This window comes from Pseudomonas sp. FP1740 (assembly GCF_030687165.1).
GTDB lineage: Bacteria > Pseudomonadota > Gammaproteobacteria > Pseudomonadales > Pseudomonadaceae > Aquipseudomonas.
Genome location: NZ_CP117461.1, coordinates 2,129,546 through 2,147,299, shown reverse-complemented (window position 1 = coordinate 2,147,299; position 17,754 = coordinate 2,129,546). Strand labels below are relative to the sequence as shown.

Here is a 17,754-nt window from a genome sequence, read left to right as displayed (position 1 = left end):
ATTTAAAAAATGCCGAAAGACAGCATCTTGTGCAAAAACCTGCGCCAGAGAACTAAATCTCAAACGTTTTTTGGCACAGAGTTATCAGTTTTCAAATAGATGGAACTGCACCGTAGTGACGCCCCACTCAAGCAGCATGACTATGCTCAGAACCGTCCTATGAAGATTGCTGCCCCCTCTGCCCCACAAGCGCTACAAACACCCCCAGTCGCACAAGCGAAGCATACGGCGACGCTGAGTATCCCGCTGCGCAGTAGTGCACCGAACATTAGCGGTGTTTCATCGCAGCAGATGGCACGGTTCGCTTCTGCGCTGGCGCAACAGAGTCGCGGCCTCAGCCAGCGCGAACTGACCATCAACAGCAACGCCCTGCAATCGCGAGCAGTGAAGCTGGGTGAGCTGTATCAGCTATTGGTGGGCAGCCAAGATAAGGGTCTCGACGACGCGGCACGTAATCTGCGCAAACAGTTGCAGAAACAGAATGCGGTGAGTCTCGCGCAGATATTGAGCTTTGCTGATGGCGATGTAGCTAAGGCTCACGGGGTACTGCAAGCGGCCAGAAAACAGGCTCAGGCGGACGGCGAAACAGGTGAGTATGTGGTGCTGAGTCAGCAATTGAAGCTGCTGCGTCGCCAGTATGGCAAGCGCGCCCACGCTGGGATCGATAGCGCCAAGATGTTTTCCAGACGGAGTATCGACAACAAACGGCGCGGCGCCCTCCGCAACCTTTACAGCGTGGCAGTGGCGGGCCAGAGGAACATCACCGGCCTGATCGACGCGCTGATCAACGAGCGCGAAGAAGCCGGAGAGTTCGAGCTCAATCTGCGCGACATGCGCAGTGCCATCGCGGATGATTTTTCATACTTCACACCCTCCACTTCCCCGCAGCAACTGCGCACCTTGATGCACGGCCTCAGTACCACGCGTCATGTCGCGATCCTGATACAAGGTTGCGAGCATCTGTTGGGGCGCATGCGCAACAAGAACCCCGGGCTGCAGGTCAATACAGCGGCGTTTCTCAAGCACCTGCTGACGCTGTCCGGCAAGGGCATGAGCCTTAATGAAACCCTGCAACTGACGCAACACATTGGCGGCAACCATCTCAAGCATCAACTTGCCTTCCTCAACGGCCTGCGACCCATGCTGCAACAGCTGCCGATCTTGCTCTGGCGTGACATGAAAAACCGCCAAAACGCCTTGGGCAATCTGCTCATTCTCATGGCCGAACTGACTCGACAGGAACAGAACCAGCTCCACGGGGGCCTTGCCTGATGGAACGTGTCATCAACCTGCTCAACCAGATCGCCCTCGCGACCATGCGCCGTTCAGAAATCGTCGGCGCTTTCGTTGTCATCACCATCGTATTCATGATGATTACGCCACTACCCACGGGCCTTGTGGACGTACTGATCGCCATCAACATTTGTATTGCGTGCTTGCTGATCATGCTTGCCATGCATCTGCCGCGACCACTGGCGTTCTCGACTTTCCCGGCAGTCCTGTTGCTGACCACCATGTTTCGCCTGGCGCTGTCGATTTCCACCACCCGCCTGATTCTGCTCAATCAAGATGCCGGGCATATCGTCGAAGCTTTCGGCCAGTTCGTTGTCGGCGGCAACCTGGCGGTGGGCATGGTGATCTTCCTGATCCTCACCGTGGTCAACTTTCTGGTGATCACCAAGGGTTCGGAGCGAGTGGCAGAAGTCGGCGCGCGTTTCACCCTGGACGCCATGCCAGGCAAGCAGATGTCCATCGACAGCGATCTGCGCGCCAACCTGATCACCGTCCTCGAAGCACGCAAACGTCGTGCGGAACTGGGCAAGGAAAGTCAGCTGTTTGGTGCCATGGATGGGGCGATGAAGTTCGTCAACGGCGATGCCATCGCCAGCCTGATCATTGTCGCCATCAACATGATCGGCGGCATCGCCATCGGCGTGGTGCAGCATGGCATGACCGCTGGCGACGCCTTGCAACTTTACACGGTACTGACCATCGGCGACGGCCTCATCGCACAGATCCCGGCACTGCTGATTTCGGTCACTTGCGGCATGATCATTACCCGCGTCCCCAGCGGAGAGAACGGCGTTGAGCCGAACATCGGCCGGGAAATCGCCGAGCAGATCACCAGCCAGCCCAAGGCCTGGATTATCGCTGCGGTGGCGATGATCGGTTTCGCTGCCCTACCCGGAATGCCAACTGTTGTCTTCATCGTCATTGCGATCATTTGCGGCGGTGGCGGACTGCTGCAACTGCAACGGGCCAGACCCTGGACCGAGCAGGCACAGGCTGCGGCGATTGCCCCGGAAATGAACGGACGTGAGGACTTGCGTACATTCTCCCCCAGTCGGCAGTTCGTTCTGCAATTTCACCCCAGCCAGAATTCGGCACAGATCGAGGAGCTGGTCAGCGAGATTCGTCAGTGTCGAAACCGTCTGGTGGTGCAGTACGGACTGACGCTACCCTCCTTCATTATCGAGCAGGCCGAACATCTACCGCCGGACGAATTTCGCTTTTCGGTGTATGAAGTACCGCTGCTCAAGGCCACCTTTACCCAGAGTCACGTCGCAGTGGATGCAAGCATGCTCGAAGAGCCCCCGGAGGCTTCAGTGTACGGCAGCGCCGAGCGTCATGAAGAACAGTGGCTGTGGCTACCGACCGATGACCCGCAGTTGCAGGATGGTCACATCGAATGGGTCGATGCCAAGACGCTGATAATCGAGCGCATGGAGCGCTCGCTGCAATCTTGCGGCCCGCAATTCATCGGCCTACAGGAAACCAAAGCGATTCTCGGCTGGCTGGAAACCGAACAGCCGGAACTTGCCCAGGAAATGCAGCGGGTGCTACCACTCGCACGCTTTTCGGCGGTACTGCAGCGGCTGGCGTCGGAATGCGTACCGTTGCGGGCGATCCGGGTCATTGCCGAAACCCTGATCGAGCACGGCCAGCACGAACGCGAAGTGACGGTTCTGACCGACTATGTGCGCATCGCGCTGAGATCACAGATCTACCATCAGTATCGCGGAGCCGAAGGGCTACTGGTCTGGGTGCTGAGTCCGGAAAGCGAAGGAATTTTGCGCGATGGACTGCGCCAGACCCAGACCGAAACGTTCTTCGCTCTGGACAACGAAATTAGTCAGTTGCTGGTTCAACAACTGCATATCGCCTTCCCATTGCGTACCGCAGAACAGGCCGTGCTCCTGGTTCCTCAGGATCTGCGCAGCCCGTTGCGGACCTTGTTGCAAGAAGAGTTCCATCACGTACCGGTGCTGTCTTTTGCCGAAGTCAGCAACGCCGCGCTAGTCAAGGTGCTGGGCCGATTCGACCTGGAAGAAGACCTGGAAGAAGACTTGGAAGCGCTGGATTACGAGTACGACGCCTGAGTCCCTGGAGAGCCGCACATGTTTGAGTTACGGGTATTGACCGGCTTGCACCAGGGAGCCGTACTGCCATTGGTGGGCGAGCAGTGGGCAATCGGTTCGAACGCTGAACAGGATCTGGCCTTGCACGACCCCGGCATCGAGCAACTGCACTGTCTCCTGCAGCGTCAGGGCGAAAGCTGGGTACTAAATGCCGCCGACGGCAGTATCTGCGACGAAGACGGCCATAGCCATGCTGCGACCGAGCTAATACCCAATGCAGCGTTCATGCTGGGTTCGGTGTGGCTTTGCGTGTCCCCGGCCGAAGACGTCTGGCCCTCGTTGCCAGCAGTCATTGGCAAACCCCGGCCTGACCTTGAGCCCGAGCCACAGGCGGATACCGTGGCCAGCACACCACCGCTGGAAAAGATCGAGTCACGCTCACGCCTGCTCAATCGCACTACCGGTGTCGTCATCAGCATGTTGCTCGGCATCGCTGGCAGCGCCTGGAGCCTGACCCGTAGCGCGTCTTCGGCACCTGAGCAACTGGCGATGAGCGCTGCCGCACAAAACATCACTCAATCAGTCAGCAGGGCGAAACCGGTAACGCAGGCAACGCACAAGCGCGTCCAGCTGGCCGATGTCGATGACATCAAACATCAGCTCAACATCATGCTCAGCGATCGTCTGATCAGCGACATCTACGTGCAGCAGACGCCCGAAGGCCTGACTTTGAGCGGTAACCTCAAGGCCGAGGCACAACTGGTTTATCAACGCATGCTCCAACGCTTCAAAGACCGCTACGACTTCCCTATAGCGCTGATTGATAACGTCACCGTCACCAGCAATGGTCTGCCATTCACCATCGTGCAGATCATCTCCGGCCCCCATGCTCATCTGGTCACCGCCGATGGTCATCGTCTTTACGTTGGCGACGAACTGGAAGGTTTACGTCTGACGCGTATCGATGACAACCGTATTCAGTTCGATGGTGAACGCCGTTACGAGGTGAACTGGTGAACTCTGCTCTCGCCCAATGGAAAAATGCGCACAGCAATCGCCTGAACAACTTTTCCGCAGTGCGGGTCAGCGGCCGCGTCAGCGCGGTCAGCGGCATTTTGCTGGAGTGCCAGATCCCTGCGGCCAAGGTGGGCGACCTCTGTGAAGTGAGCAAATCCGACGGCAGTACCATGCTCGCCGAGATCGTCGGCTTCACTCGCAATTGCACCTTGCTCAGCGCGCTCGGCACCCCGGACGGGATTCAGGTCGGCGCGCACATCCGTCCACTGGGCATAGCCCATCGCATCGGTGTCGACGACAGCCTATTGGGAAGCGTGCTCGACGGATTCGGCAGACCGCTGCTGGAAAATTCGCAGGGCGCGTACGCCCGTCCCGGTGATCGTCGGGTGACCCTGCCGGTGATCGCCGATGCACTGCCGCCGACCCAGCGTCCACGCATCACCAAAGCCCTGCCCACCGGCGTGCGCGCCATCGACAGCGCAATTCTGTTGGGCGAAGGCCAGAGGGTTGGCTTGTTTGCCGGTGCCGGTTGCGGCAAGACCACGCTGATGGCCGAACTGGCGCGCAACATGGCATGCGACGTGATCGTCTTCGGCCTGATCGGCGAGCGAGGCCGTGAGCTGCGCGAGTTCCTCGATCACGAACTGGACGCCACCCTGCGCGCCCGCTCAGTGTTGGTCTGCGCCACCTCGGACCGTTCCAGCATGGAGCGCGCACGCGCGGCATTTACCGCCACCGCAATTGCCGAGGCATATCGCGATCGAGGGATGAAAGTGCTGTTGCTGCTGGACTCGCTGACCCGTTTCGCCCGAGCTCAAAGGGAAATCGGTATTGCTGCCGGGGAGCCGCTTGGGCGCGGCGGCCTGCCCCCGTCGGTGTACACCTTGCTGCCGCGTCTGGTGGAGCGCGCCGGCATGAGCGAAACCGGCTCGATCACCGCACTCTATACCGTTCTCATCGAACAAGACTCGATGAACGATCCGGTGGCCGATGAAGTGCGCTCTCTGCTCGACGGCCATATCGTCCTGTCGCGCAAGCTGGCCGAGCGTGGCCACTATCCAGCCATCGACGTGCAAGCCAGCATCAGCCGCGTTCTCAGCAACGTCACGAGCCGCGAGCACCAGCAGGCGAACAACCGTCTACGCCGTCTGATGGCTGCTTATAGTCAAGTCGAAATGCTTCTGCGCTTAGGCGAGTATCAACCCGGTGGCGACCCCGTGACCGATTGCGCGGTACAACTGAACAAGCCAATCAACGCTTTTCTGCGCCAGGACCTGCGCGAGCCGGAGCCCTTGCAGACCACCCTCGATGCGCTTATGCAACTCACCTCGCAACTACCGGAGTGACCCTATGGAAGAAGAACTTGAAGTCGACCCCCAGACCCTGGCTATGGAACACGTGATCAGTGTGTTGACGCCATTGCGCCAACACCGCCAGGCGAGCGCAGAACGAGCGCAATGGCGGGCGCAGAAAGAGTTGGAGGAGATGCATGAACACTTGCAGCAGACTCGCGCCTCCTACTCCCAGGAGCGCGATAACCAGCGTGAACGGCGCCAGGCGCTCAACGATGCACACCTGAACAAAGCCATGGTCTTGAATGACCTCGACCGCTGGCACGAGAAGGAAAACCGCATGCTTGACCGCCTGGCTTACATCCGTCAGGACGTCGCACAGCAACGCCTGAGTATCGACGAACAGCAACAACGTCTGGAGCAAGCCAGAGACGACGCGAAAGCCTCTCAACGCGCAGTGGAAAAACTGGCCTGCTTGGCTGAAGCCATCAACGAACAAGGCTGAGTCTCGATGAATACACCTATCAAAAACACGCGGCGCCCTCAACCTCAAGCACAGCCGCACCCCGTTCAACCACAGCCTGCGCCACAAGCCGACAATCACCCGGCTCTGACCAGCCTGCGACGGGGCGACGTCGAGCGTGTGCGTCCTCTATGGAGCAAGCCGTGCCCGAATGACTCACTGAATGCCGATGGAATGTTCTTTTCCCAACTGCTGGTACCGCTGATAAGCGAAGAGACGGATCATTCCGGATTTGCTGGCAGCGGTTTCAGTAGGTTGCCACTGAGCGAAAGCGTGCCGACACAGCTGATTGACGAACTGGCACAACGACTGCCATCGCAACCGGACGGACCATTCAGCATTACCTTGCTGATGCCCAACATGGGCAAAGTCCAGGTAAACGCCAACAAACGCGACAACCAGTGGAATATCGAACTGGGCTTCACCAGACGTGGCGTACTCAAACGTATGCAACCTCATCAGCGTGCCTGCGAGAACGCGCTGACTGAAGCACTGGGGCTCGACGTCGACCTGTTTTTCCATGAAGAGCAGCAGGCATGAATGCCCTGAGATTGCGCAAAGTCGATGGAGTCGTGGCTCAGGCCACCCGCCTGCTGGGCGCTGGCGTCAGTCTGGCCTTCAGTGCTCAAGGCCTGATCGGCGAACTGACCCTACGGCCTTTACTTGATGACATTGCCGGCGAACGTCCGTTGACGTGGTTCGACAGCGCAATCGGCCCGATTGGCCTGAGCGAGGCCGAAGCCATGCTCAGCCGGCTGGGCGAACTCCCTGTCACCCTCGGCGGCGAATACCAACCCTGGTATTGGCAAGTGCTCAATCAGCGTTTGAGTCCGACCATAATGGAACTACTTTGCCCTCTGCAGCCACTCAGCGTCGTCAATGCAGCATCCGTTGCTAATGCGTCTGCTACCAGTGCTGCTGCGATCACCTGCCGGATTCAGCTACGACTGGGCGATCGATCATTGCACGGCCTGTTCAGCGCCGATGCCGTTGTCATGCTGCGGTTGCTGGATGGCCGCGGTTGGGATTTACATCGACAACCCCTCGCCGAGGACTGGCCGATCAGCCAGCCCTTGGAGTTGGGTGAATTGTCGCTGAGCCTCGATCAGCTGGCGTCGCTGCAAGCGGGTGATGTGCTGTTGCCGCTCCGCTGTCACTTCGATAGCTACGGTAACGGTCGGCTGCCACTGGCTGGCAGGCAATGGGCAGTGCAGACAGACCGTCACGAACAGCAGCTATATGTACGGCTCAGCCACGAGGAAGACCTGGGACATGACCAATGAAGAGTTGTATGAGGACGAGATCGAAACGCCTCCGGATAAGTTCGCAGCCTCTCGGGATTTGCATAAGGAACACAACAGCGAGCACGATCAGGCTGAGGAACAAGCCGAATCGCAATGGCAGGATGAAGTCGACGATGTTCACGCCGATGAGCCAGTGCTTGCCCCTCAACCCTTTGAGCAACAGCGGTTGTTGGACTCGCTGGACGAACTGCCAATGGCACTCACCCTGCGCTGCGGCAGTCTGAATCTGACTTTGGGTGACCTGCGTCGAACGGCTGCCGGAACCATCCTGCAAGTCAGTGGCATCACCCCGGGTCACGCCACTCTTTGCCATGGCGAGCGCGTGGTGGCCGAGGGTGAACTGGTGGATATCGAGGGGCGCCTCGGCCTGCAAATCACCCGGATGGCGTCTTCCGCATGATCATGGAAGGGATGAACCCAGTAATGCTGGCGCTGTTTCTAGGCGCCCTGTCGTTGATTCCATTTTTACTGATCGTCTGCACGGCCTTTCTGAAAATCTCCATGACCCTGCTGATCACGCGCAACGCCATCGGTGTGCAGCAGGTGCCGCCAAACATAGCCATGTACGGCATCGCGCTGGCAGCGACCATGTTCGTCATGGCTCCAGTGGCTCACGAGATCCAGCAACGGGTTCACGATCAGCCTCTGGAAATGGGCAGCACCGAAAAACTCCAGACTAGTGCCAACACGGTCATCGAGCCGCTGCAACGTTTCATGACCCGTAATACTGACCCGGACGTGATCGGCCATTTGCTCGATAACACTCAACGCATGTGGCCCAAGGACATGGCCGATAAGGCCAGCAAGAGCGATCTGTTGCTGGCCGTACCGGCTTTTGTACTGTCGGAGTTGCAGGCCGGATTCCAGATTGGTTTTCTGATCTACATCCCGTTTATCGTTATCGATCTGATCGTCTCCAATCTTTTACTCGCGCTGGGTATGCAAATGGTCTCGCCCATGACCATCTCCCTGCCGCTCAAGCTACTACTGTTCGTCCTTGTGCAGGGCTGGACGCGCCTGCTCGACAGCCTGTTCTATTCTTATATGTGAGGCGGTCATGGAAGCGTTGACGTTGTTCAAACAGGGCATGTTTCTAGTGGTGATCCTCACTGCCCCGCCGCTCGGAGTTGCCGTGATTGTTGGCGTGATCACCTCGCTGCTGCAAGCCCTGATGCAGATTCAGGATCAGACCCTGCCATTTGGTATCAAGCTGGCGGCGGTCGGTTTGACACTGGCGATGACCGGCCGCTGGATCGGCGTTGAACTCATCCAATTCATTAACATGGCCTTCGATCTGATCTCTCACTCCGGGGGGGCGCACTAGATGCCCTTCAACACCCAGGAACTGTTCGAACTGCTGCTCGGCATGGGTCTGGCGGCTGCCCGCCTACTGCCGTGCATGATTCTGGTTCCGGCGTTCTGCTTCAAATACCTGAAAGGCCCCTTGCGTTATGCAGTAGTGCTGGTGGTTTCGATGGTGCCTGCACCGGCCATCAGCAGTGCATTATCCTCGCTGAATGACGACTGGTTTTCCATAGGTGCGCTACTGCTCAAAGAGGCGGTGCTGGGCACCCTCCTTGGCCTGCTACTGTACGCGCCGTTCTGGATGCTCGCCTCGGTTGGCGCACTGCTCGACAGCCAGCGCGGTGCCTTGAGCGGCGGTCAGCTCAACCCCGCGCTAGGGCCGGATGCCACACCGCTGGGAGAGTTGTTTCAGGAAGCCCTGATCATGCTGGTGATTCTTTCCGGCGGGATTTCGCTGATCACCCAGGTGATCTGGGACAGCTATCAGGTCTGGCCGCCCACCGCATGGCTGCCTGGCATGACCGTAGATGGCTTGAGTGTCTTTCTTGAGCAACTGAACCAGACCCTGCAACACATGATGCTTTACGCGGCGCCATTCATTGGTTTGCTGTTGTTGATCGAGGCGGCGCTAGCGATCATCGGCCTGTATGCGCAACAACTGAACGTGTCGATTCTGGCCATGCCAGCGAAGAGCATGGCCGGTATCGCCTTCCTGCTGATCTATCTTCCGACGCTGCTGGAGCTGGGTAAAGGACAGATCCTGCAACTGGCGGATCTCAAGCATTTGCTCAGTCAGCTGGTGCGCATGCCGTGAGCGAAAAAACAGAAAAGGCCACGCCCAAACAGCAGCGCGATGCTCGCGAAAAAGGTCAGGTCGGGCAAAGCCAGGACTTGAGCAAACTCCTAGTGTTATTAGTCGTCAGCGAAATCACCCTGGGGCTGGCCGACGAAAGCGTAGCTCGCCTGCAGTACCTGATGTCGCTGCCGATCCAGGGCATTGGCAAGCCATTCATACACACCATTGAGCAGGTGGCCAGCGAAAGTATGACGGTGTTGATTGGATTCGTTCTGAGCAGCGTCGGCATGGCCATGTTGATGCGCTTGGTCGGTAGCTGGATGCAGATTGGTTTCCTGTTCGCACCCAAAGCACTGAAGATAGACATCAACAAGATCAACCCCTTCGCTCACGTCAAACAAATGTTTTCGACCCAGAACCTCACCACTCTGCTGCTCAGCATACTCAAGGCAGTGGCGATTTCGGCAACATTGTACTCGGTGGTCAAGCCATCGCTGGGCACGCTGATTTTGCTATCCAATACCGACCTGACGACCTATTGGCATGCGCTTCTGGAGGTGTTCCGGCATATTCTGCGCGCCGCGCTCGGCTTGTTGCTGGTGATCGGCCTGGTCGACTTCGCCCTGCAAAAATACTTCCACGCCAAAAAGTTGCGCATGAGTCACGAGGACATCAAGAAGGAATACAAGCAGTCCGAAGGCGACCCCCACGTCAAAGGCCATCGTAGGCAACTGGCCCACGAACTGTTGAACCAAGCGCCGACCGCTCCACCCAAGCCAGTTGAAGACGCTGACATGCTGGTGGTCAACCCGACCCACTACGCCGTGGCCCTGTACTACCGACCGGGACAAACGCCATTGCCATTGATTCATTGCAAGGGTGAAGACGACGATGCACTGTCATTGATCGCCCAAGCCAAAAAGGCCGGCATCCCGGTGGTGCAAAGCATCTGGCTGGCGCGCACGCTGTACAAGGTCAAAGCTGGCAAATACATCCCCCGCCCAACACTCCTTGCCGTGGCGCACATCTACCAGATCGTGCGCCAACTGGAGGAGGTTACCGATGAGGTGATTCGGATTGAGGAGGAGTAGTTGCGACGACGAGCCCGTTATCAATCCGTTTCCACCAAAGGCAAACCGATCATCGACCCACTTCTGCCGGACACCTAGCCTCTGAGGAATTGAGAGTGACTTGAGTTCGGTAACCAAGCTGCCTTGGGTATATAGCGCACTCATCGATTTTCCAGGCGCCCGTGCCGCAAACAGCTACTGATGATCCACATCACTCAAATGATCCAAGCCAGCCAGCATCAACTCATGCTGTCGAATGCTGTCAAGGCTGGTTTGCGAATCCGCGGCTTGAGACACGGCATGCCAGACCACAAAGTCGCGTTGCACGTCCAGGAACAGGAAGTAGTCGTTGAACAACTCTGCTTGAGAAAAGCGTCGCTCTAGAGCATCGCGCAATTGTTCCGGATGCAGGACCCGACTTTCGATATGCAAGGCGATGCCCCAGTCTTGATGTTCGCGTCGACTGACGAATGCCACCCCGGTCGCCACCGGCCAGATTGCTGCGCGCTCTGCCACGACATGAGCGTAGAACGCCGCTTTATCCGATACCCAGATCATGCTCAATCCTTCAATGGCACAACGGTGAAATCCAACTCATGATCGCGCTCGTCGATACCCTGGCGCATGTCCTCCGGCCACCAAACCACTAGCTCGCGATCGTTGGAGTCCGGGCGTTTGCAGGAGTAGCCCGAGCAGCCCCGGGTCGCGCAGCCGGCCAGGGTGGCGAAAAACAGAAACAGCATCAGAAAACCACGCAGATTCATTGTGTTGCCCCCTTGAGCAGCGAAGGTCGGTTCTGGTTGGCTTGGCTGGCGATCTGCGGCTGACGCAAGGCGATGTAGATTTCGCTCTCCGCTCCCGGCTGCAGCCAGGAATGGGGCCAGGCGCTGACACCCATGACCCAGCGCCCACCGCAACGGCTTTCGTCGATGCGCACGGGTTTGCTGGTGGTGTTTCGCGCGACGACCACAGCGATGCCCCAGTCCTTCTTCGTAAACCATTGGAAACTCTGGTTGTCAAGCACCACACCTTCGCCCGGATCACACAGACTGTTGGCTTCGAACGGCAGTGTTTCGCCACTACTGAAACCCTGAGGGGTCAGGCCATCGAGCAAATGGGTGAAAGCATCCTGCACCTCGCCACGAGTGGGTTCTTCACCACCATCGCGGCGATCCTTGATACGTTTCAACTGGTCATCAATGTCGTGAGGATTACCCTTCTCCACATAGCGCGCCGGGTTGACCTGATCGCCAATCAGGCGCGGGGTCAAGATGAACAGACGCTCGCGCTTGTTCAGCTCACGGTTACGCGACTGGAACAGCAATTTACCGATCACCGGGATGTCGCCTAGCAGAGGGATCTTGTTGACCTTGTCAGTGGTTTCCAGGCTATGCAGACCACCGACCACCAATGATCCATGCTCGGCAATTACCGCCTGAGTACTGACGTTGCCTTTGCGTACCGCAGGTTGGTCCTCGTTTATCTGCGAGGTATCGATTTGGCCGTCTTCGATGTCGACAATCAGTTGCACTTGGGATTTGCCATCCTTGTCCAGCAACCTCGGAATTACCTGCAAACTGGTGCCTGCCGTGATCGGCTGAATATTGGCTACTCGCTCGGCAGTGGCTGTCAGGTACTCGGTACGACTGAAATCGATCACCGCCGGCTGGTTTTCCAGGGTCAGGATCGACGGGTTGCCGATCACCGACGCAGCACCGTTACCTTCGAGTGCGTGAAGATCGGCAGAAAATTTGCCAGCATCCTGAATGAATAGCGTCGAGCTGGTTTGCTCCAAAAGGTTGGCGCCACCGCTGACACTTCCCGAGTTGAAGTTCCAGCGGCTGGACAGCTGCGCCAATTCGTTGCGGTCGATGTCGAGAATCACCGCGTCGATCTCGATGAGGTTACGTGGCGCATCCAACTGTTTTATCAGTTTCTGATACATCTCCATGCGCTTGGGCAGGTCATAGATCAACACAGCGTTGTTGCGCACGTCGGCACTGACACGAATCTTCGACTTATTCGAAGAACTACCGCTACTACCTTTGTTTTTTCCGGCCCCCCCCAACACCCGATCGACGTTTTGCTGCAATTGAGTGATGTCTAGGACGTTGTCGTCGGCGCCACCGTAGTTCACCCCGCCGAGGCCCGAACCTGCAAGACCGGTGCTGCTGCCCAGCCCACTGGCGGTGCCGCTACCACCTTGTAAGAGACTAACTCCGTTAATAGATGCGCCACGGGAGCGGCTTTCCAGCAGTTCCTGCAGGATACTCGCCACACCGGATACGGCGAGCTCCTGATCGCGATAGCGTATGGTGCGGTCTGCGGCGTTGGCATATTTGAGCGGGAACACCAGTACATCCTGCTTCTCGGCCTTCTCCGGTGCATCGACTTTCTTGCTGTAATTGCGCACAAAGTCAACGTACTTCACTGGCCCTTGTACCAACACCACGCCCTCATTGGGCAGCACGCCCCAGCCGAATCGCTTGTCCAGCAAGCCAACGTCGGTGAGCGCCTGCTGTAGGTCGTCCACGGCGTCGGGAGAGACCTCAAGACGTGCCGAGGTTTGTTCGTTGGTAGGGCTGACGAACAGCGTTTCATTGTAGACGAACCACTGGAAATGATACTCCTGTCCGAGACGGTCGAGGAGCTCCTGCGGATTCCGCGCTCGGATGCGCCCGTCGAGGGTGCCCTGCAAAGGTGCCATGTCCAGGCTGATGCCAAATTCCTTGGCGAAATCGCCCAACGCTGTGGCCAGATCTGTCTGCCGCGCATCGTAGGCGTAGGCTGTGTGCTTCCAAGTCTCGGGGACGGCTGCCAGCGTCGGCCCAGAAATCCCAATCATCAGCAAAGGCAACCATATAAAGGCCTTGCACATTTTACACTCCCGGTTGCCAGATATTGAGGGTCACGCGGGGCGGAAACGCCGTCACGCTGAACATCGAGGTTTGCATCAGGCTGCGCATCGCGGCACGTTGGTTGGCTAGGCTCTCCAGGCGATTGAGCAAGTGGGCCGGATCGCATGGATTGGGAAGCCAGCTGAGAAGCACCACACAGCGTGTTTCAGGGTCGATGGCCAGCGCACCATCACAGGCACAGGCCACACTCGCTCCGCCCTGCCCCAGCACTGCTTCAAGCCGCTGCGGATCACTATCGTCGTAGGGACCGAGCACATCGAGGCTCAGACGCACGCCGTTGCCAGCTGACACCAGACGCGCACTGGCTTCATCGATCCAGCACTCCAGTGGTGTAAGAGGACGCTGCTCACACCACTGAGCGAGGACCGCTGTGAATTCACTGAATTCCATCGATGATCGCTTTAGTGATGCTGTGACTGGCACGCAGACTTTCGTTATTGATGATATTGGCGATGCTGGCCTGTTGCGAGGCGTCGTTGAATGCCAACAGGTCTTCCACCGAAGGGTTTTCTGCCGCGTCTTCGATGGCATCGTCCATGTCCGATCTGGCACGGCTGTACGCGTTGTCGACGTGGCTTTCCATGGTTTTGAAATTAATCATGACAGCTGCTCTAAGTGAGGAATTCTCCTCCTGAGTGGGATCAGTCCGCGCTCGGGTTCCATAGACCGTCACGACATATCAAGGAAAAAGTCATCACTCCGCCGATATTGCGCCCAGCAGACCGCGGCGCAGGCTTGGCCAATCGATATCGAACGCGCCATTGGCATCGCTCAGGCGCAGCGTCAGCGGGGCCAGAGACTGATCGGCCTTGAGCTGCCAGCGCTCGGCGAACCGGCTGTCGGACAGCCACTGGAGTAGACTACCGTGCATCTCGGGATGGTAGCTCAACGTAGCAACTGCCTCACTGGCCTGACTGGCGGCAAGATTTCTTACTAGCGCTCGCGTACGCTCGGGAAGCGTGGTTTCATCGAGCAACTGCGCCATTGCACTGTTGAACAGATCCTCCACCGCGCTGATCGCTTCACGCTCCAGTGCCAGACGTTGCCGCTCCAGACGCTGCAAAAAAATGTTGGCGCTGTCCCAAAACTGAGCGAGCGCCTGATCCTTCTCCTGCTGCGCCTGCTCCCTAGCATCGGCCAGCAGTTGACTGGCCTGCTCTCGGGCATTGCCCAATACCTCGGTTGCCAGTTGCATATCGGCCAAGTCATCTCGTCGTAGGATCGTTTGGGTCAGCACGGCTGAAGAAGACAAGGCAAGGCTACGTTTGGCGAGCATGGTAAAGACCTGCAAAAGAGGGGAAAAACAGCCGACTGTTACGGTGTCGCAATACGCCAGAGCACCGACTGCCAGATTGTCTGTAATTTGTTTGCCGGCATGTCGATAAACGTCAGGGTTGACTCATCGGGCGACCACTGTAGTCGTAATCGCGACCAACACACTTCACCCACCCAAGCTGCCAACAACAGACGCGGATCGTAAATATCAGGATCCAACCAGAGCCCCGGTCGCAGCGCCTTGGTCACCGCACGACACCAAGCCTCATGAGCCGCCTCTACGTCTTCGACTACAACTTCGCGATGAGGGGGCAAGCAGAGTCTCCCGACCAGGGACAATGCCTGTCGTTGTCGCCCAGCATCCAGTTCAAGCCATTGCAAGAGCGGAGCAACCGGCGCCGGCGGCTGACTCGGAGCGATGCCGGCGTACTGCAAAAATACACTGTGGTAACTGCTCAACACTGCGTCACAATCGCCGGCGGAAAACCCGCATCTCTCGACAAACCGGATCTTCCAGTCGGGATGCGCCCAATGCCATGGCGCACACCACCATTGAATCCAGCGCTCGTCAGAGCCTTGCATCAGACCTCCACCGGCAGACCCGAACGCTCAGCCCGACGCAGACGAAGCAGCCGCAGCACCGCTCCGCGCCAGTCGCTGCGTACGCCAAGCAATATAAGAAATATCAGTAGCAGGCCAGCTAACGGCGCGACCCAAAGCATGATGTTCCAGAATTCCAGATGTTCGCTGCCCACCAGGAACGGCCCAAAATCAACCAGGCGTTCGGCGTCCTGGAATTCCGCGGCGGGAACAAAGACGATGACTGTTTTCTTGGAATCCAGCGCTCCCGACATACCTGGAATACTACTGGCAACCATTTGCTGGATCCGCCCGCGCACGCTGTCAGGGTCAAGCACCGAGGTATGCTTGATGAATACCGCGGCCGAAGCCGGTTGTACCGGTTCGCCAGGCGCGATACGCTCCGGGAGTACTACATGTACCCGCGCCAAGATCACCCCGTCGATCTGCGAAAGCGTCGACTCCAGCTCTTGGGATAACGCATAGATGTACCGCGCGCGCTCCTCCAGAGGCGTTGAAATCACTCCTTCTTTCTTGAATATCTCACCCAGACTGGTGCGCGAACGCCTAGGCAGTCCAGCGGCATCCAGCACCCGCACCACCCGACTGATATCGGCAGTTGCGACACTGATGACCACACCGGTTTTTTCCACACGTTTATGCGCATTGATGTGCTGGTCGGCGAGGCTTGCGACCACATCGTTGGAGTCTTGCTCCGACAGGCTGCTCAAAAGATCGGTTTCATCGCTGCAGCCACTGAACAACAGCATCAGGCACAACAGACCCGCAGTCAGATATTTCACGACAGGCCTCTATTGTAGATTGGTCAGCTTGTCGAGCGCCTGGGCGCTCTTGTTAACGACCTTGGTCGTTACCGCCGTTTGCAGTGAATACTGCGACAAGGTACGGCTCATGTGAGTGATATCCATCGGGTTATCACCGCTTGCCGCCTTTTTCATGTTGCGAATAGCGAGCTGGGAAAGCTTGTCGGTCGACCCCAGCCTTTCGGACAACGCACTAGCAATCTGCTCAGACAGATGACTCGACTGCGCAGCCATGTCTGGACGCATTGCTGCGTTGAACAGATCGACGTCCGACTGCGAAGGCCCGCGAAGCAATCCCTGATCCAAATGCTGCCCAAGATCCAGGGATGATGATTTGAGTTGATTGATATGGGAAATACTCACGGTTTTTTCTCCTGCAGACGGTGTCGATACAAACGTTTATTCAGGCCCGGGGGCTGTTACTGACACCCAGCAACGCCGAAGTGAGAGCAGACGCATACTGGGCAAGGCTGCTCGCCAGATCGTGCTTAGCGAACAACTGGTTTTGCACACCAGAACCGCTCGCCACTTCGTTGCTAGCATGATTGGCTTGCAGACCGTCCGTGATCAGGCCGCCAAGTAGTTGACCCAGATCCCGGCTAAGGCTGTTGCCCGAATTGCCTGGGACAATCGCGTTATTGAGCAGGAGCCTCCCCTGACCGCCGCCGAAGTTGCCCCCCCCCCCACCACCACTGCCCTGGTTTTTTTCTAAGCCCTGCTGCAGCAGATCACCCAACAACTGGCCCAGGCTCTGAGCCAGATTGCCGCCCTGACCACCGTATGGATTAGCAATGAGGTTGTTGCTCAGAGGGCTGTCAATACCATAGCCCCCTGTTCCCGAGCCATTTTGCTGCTGTCCGAGTTGATTACCCAACATCTCCAGGGCCGCGCGGAAAACACCCGTTTCCTTATTATTCAAGAGGTTGTCTTCTTTCAATTCGTTTTTCCACGAACCAGAGTCCGGGACCGGAAACTTGCTCGAATTCTGATCCATGAACTGTGCGACTTGATCGAGCAGCGGCATGTCGCTGGAAGAAAACTTCGATCCGTCACCCTGCTTGCACAAAAGGTCATCCAACGAAGCTTTCCCCAGACCGTTGAGCACCTGACTCATTAGATCCGGCTTGCCATAGCCCGAGCTACCGCCCAGACCGAATTCGGCCGCAGCACCGAAGTTGTCGCCAAGCTTGTCCTTGATGACTTCACCTAAAGCCGCCTTGATCATCTCAGGTGTTCCACCGTCGAGCGATGCCAGCGGATACATCGTTTCCATTTGCTTGCCGACCATCTTGCCCAGCGGCGAATCCTGGTCCAGATGACCATCTTTGGTCAGCGCCAATGCAATTTCGGCGATAACACTCTTCAGTGACTGCGGACCTTCCTGCCCACCGACACCAACGATTGAAACCACGGCGCCGACAGGCGCACTCTGCAGCGGGTTGAGACTTAGCATGAAACCTCCAGTTCAGGTGGTAGCCCCCTTCAGCGAGGG

The 17,754-nt window shown here is 57.7% G+C and carries 22 protein-coding genes; 12 read left to right on the top strand and 10 right to left on the bottom strand.

Annotated features, from left to right (window positions below):
* The first annotated feature begins 159 nt into the window (after positions 1–159).
* From sctW to sctU, 12 genes are read left to right on the top strand one after another with little or no spacing between them, the layout of a single operon-like run.
* Positions 160–1,272: a type III secretion system gatekeeper subunit SctW gene (sctW, locus tag PSH69_RS09585; RefSeq protein ID WP_370695254.1), complete on the top strand. Its 1,113-nt coding sequence runs from the start codon at positions 160–162 to the stop codon at positions 1,270–1,272.
* A complete protein-coding gene (gene sctV / locus PSH69_RS09580) occupies positions 1,272–3,380 on the top strand; it encodes a type III secretion system export apparatus subunit SctV (RefSeq protein ID WP_305411779.1) in 2,109 nt (702 codons plus the stop codon). The genes sctW and sctV overlap by 1 nt, the downstream gene beginning before the upstream one ends.
* An 18-nt stretch (positions 3,381–3,398) precedes the next feature.
* Positions 3,399–4,376: a type III secretion system inner membrane ring subunit SctD gene (sctD, locus tag PSH69_RS09575; RefSeq protein WP_305411778.1), complete on the top strand. Its 978-nt coding sequence runs from the start codon at positions 3,399–3,401 to the stop codon at positions 4,374–4,376.
* Positions 4,373–5,722, top strand: coding sequence for a FliI/YscN family ATPase (locus PSH69_RS09570; RefSeq protein ID WP_305411777.1), 1,350 nt, complete (start codon positions 4,373–4,375; stop codon positions 5,720–5,722). Before sctD ends, PSH69_RS09570 begins: the two co-directional genes overlap by 4 nt.
* 4 nt (positions 5,723–5,726) lie before the next feature.
* Positions 5,727–6,173: a YscO family type III secretion system apparatus protein gene (locus PSH69_RS09565; RefSeq protein WP_305411776.1), complete on the top strand. Its 447-nt coding sequence runs from the start codon at positions 5,727–5,729 to the stop codon at positions 6,171–6,173.
* A 6-nt stretch (positions 6,174–6,179) separates the two neighbouring features.
* Complete coding sequence (locus tag PSH69_RS09560) at positions 6,180–6,731, top strand: type III secretion system HrpP C-terminal domain-containing protein (RefSeq protein ID WP_305411775.1); 552 nt, start codon at positions 6,180–6,182, stop codon at positions 6,729–6,731.
* Entirely contained in the window at positions 6,728–7,474 is a 747-nt protein-coding gene (locus PSH69_RS09555; RefSeq protein ID WP_305411774.1) for a type III secretion system protein, read from the top strand. The genes PSH69_RS09560 and PSH69_RS09555 overlap by 4 nt, the downstream gene beginning before the upstream one ends.
* A complete protein-coding gene (locus PSH69_RS09550; RefSeq protein WP_305411773.1) occupies positions 7,464–7,895 on the top strand; it encodes a FliM/FliN family flagellar motor switch protein in 432 nt (143 codons plus the stop codon). The genes PSH69_RS09555 and PSH69_RS09550 overlap by 11 nt, the downstream gene beginning before the upstream one ends.
* Positions 7,892–8,545 (top strand): type III secretion system export apparatus subunit SctR, encoded by a 654-nt coding sequence (sctR, locus tag PSH69_RS09545; RefSeq protein WP_305411772.1) that lies wholly within the window; start codon positions 7,892–7,894, stop codon positions 8,543–8,545. The genes PSH69_RS09550 and sctR overlap by 4 nt, the downstream gene beginning before the upstream one ends.
* 7 nt (positions 8,546–8,552) lie before the next feature.
* Positions 8,553–8,819, top strand: coding sequence for a type III secretion system export apparatus subunit SctS (sctS, locus tag PSH69_RS09540; RefSeq protein WP_305411771.1), 267 nt, complete (start codon positions 8,553–8,555; stop codon positions 8,817–8,819).
* Positions 8,820–9,614, top strand: coding sequence for a type III secretion system export apparatus subunit SctT (gene sctT / locus PSH69_RS09535; RefSeq protein ID WP_305411770.1), 795 nt, complete (start codon positions 8,820–8,822; stop codon positions 9,612–9,614). It begins immediately after the preceding gene.
* Positions 9,611–10,687 (top strand): type III secretion system export apparatus subunit SctU, encoded by a 1,077-nt coding sequence (gene sctU / locus PSH69_RS09530; RefSeq protein ID WP_305411769.1) that lies wholly within the window; start codon positions 9,611–9,613, stop codon positions 10,685–10,687. Before sctT ends, sctU begins: the two co-directional genes overlap by 4 nt.
* Before the next feature lie 174 nt (positions 10,688–10,861).
* On the opposite strand, the gene PSH69_RS09525 is transcribed toward sctU, so the two are convergent.
* The 10 genes from PSH69_RS09525 to PSH69_RS09480 form a co-directional block, all read right to left on the bottom strand.
* Entirely contained in the window at positions 10,862–11,224 is a 363-nt protein-coding gene (locus tag PSH69_RS09525) for a type III secretion protein HrpV (protein ID WP_305411768.1), read from the bottom strand.
* Positions 11,225–11,226: 2 nt separating this feature from the next.
* Positions 11,227–11,430: an HrpT family type III secretion system protein gene (gene hrpT, locus PSH69_RS09520; protein WP_305411767.1), complete on the bottom strand. Its 204-nt coding sequence runs from the start codon at positions 11,428–11,430 to the stop codon at positions 11,227–11,229.
* Positions 11,427–13,544: a type III secretion system outer membrane ring subunit SctC gene (gene sctC, locus PSH69_RS09515; protein ID WP_305411766.1), complete on the bottom strand. Its 2,118-nt coding sequence runs from the start codon at positions 13,542–13,544 to the stop codon at positions 11,427–11,429. Before sctC ends, hrpT begins: the two co-directional genes overlap by 4 nt.
* 1 nt (position 13,545) lies before the next feature.
* Positions 13,546–13,974: a type III secretion protein gene (locus PSH69_RS09510; RefSeq protein ID WP_305411765.1), complete on the bottom strand. Its 429-nt coding sequence runs from the start codon at positions 13,972–13,974 to the stop codon at positions 13,546–13,548.
* On the bottom strand, positions 13,961–14,185 hold the full coding sequence (locus PSH69_RS09505; RefSeq protein ID WP_305411764.1) for a type III secretion protein: 225 nt from the start codon (positions 14,183–14,185) through the stop codon (positions 13,961–13,963). The genes PSH69_RS09510 and PSH69_RS09505 overlap by 14 nt, the downstream gene beginning before the upstream one ends.
* A gap of 93 nt (positions 14,186–14,278) precedes the next feature.
* Complete coding sequence (gene sctL, locus PSH69_RS09500) at positions 14,279–14,860, bottom strand: type III secretion system stator protein SctL (RefSeq protein WP_305411763.1); 582 nt, start codon at positions 14,858–14,860, stop codon at positions 14,279–14,281.
* A gap of 38 nt (positions 14,861–14,898) precedes the next feature.
* The gene (locus tag PSH69_RS09495) at positions 14,899–15,441 is read right to left on the bottom strand and encodes a type III secretion protein (RefSeq protein WP_305411762.1); all 543 of its coding nucleotides are present in this window, start codon (positions 15,439–15,441) and stop codon (positions 14,899–14,901) included.
* Complete coding sequence (gene sctJ, locus PSH69_RS09490) at positions 15,441–16,241, bottom strand: type III secretion system inner membrane ring lipoprotein SctJ (RefSeq protein WP_305411761.1); 801 nt, start codon at positions 16,239–16,241, stop codon at positions 15,441–15,443. Before sctJ ends, PSH69_RS09495 begins: the two co-directional genes overlap by 1 nt.
* A gap of 9 nt (positions 16,242–16,250) precedes the next feature.
* The gene (sctI, locus tag PSH69_RS09485; RefSeq protein ID WP_305411760.1) at positions 16,251–16,625 is read right to left on the bottom strand and encodes a type III secretion system inner rod subunit SctI; all 375 of its coding nucleotides are present in this window, start codon (positions 16,623–16,625) and stop codon (positions 16,251–16,253) included.
* A 40-nt stretch (positions 16,626–16,665) separates the two neighbouring features.
* The gene (locus PSH69_RS09480; RefSeq protein ID WP_305411759.1) at positions 16,666–17,715 is read right to left on the bottom strand and encodes a type III secretion protein HrpZ; all 1,050 of its coding nucleotides are present in this window, start codon (positions 17,713–17,715) and stop codon (positions 16,666–16,668) included.
* Between the last annotated feature and the right edge of the window lie 39 nt (positions 17,716–17,754).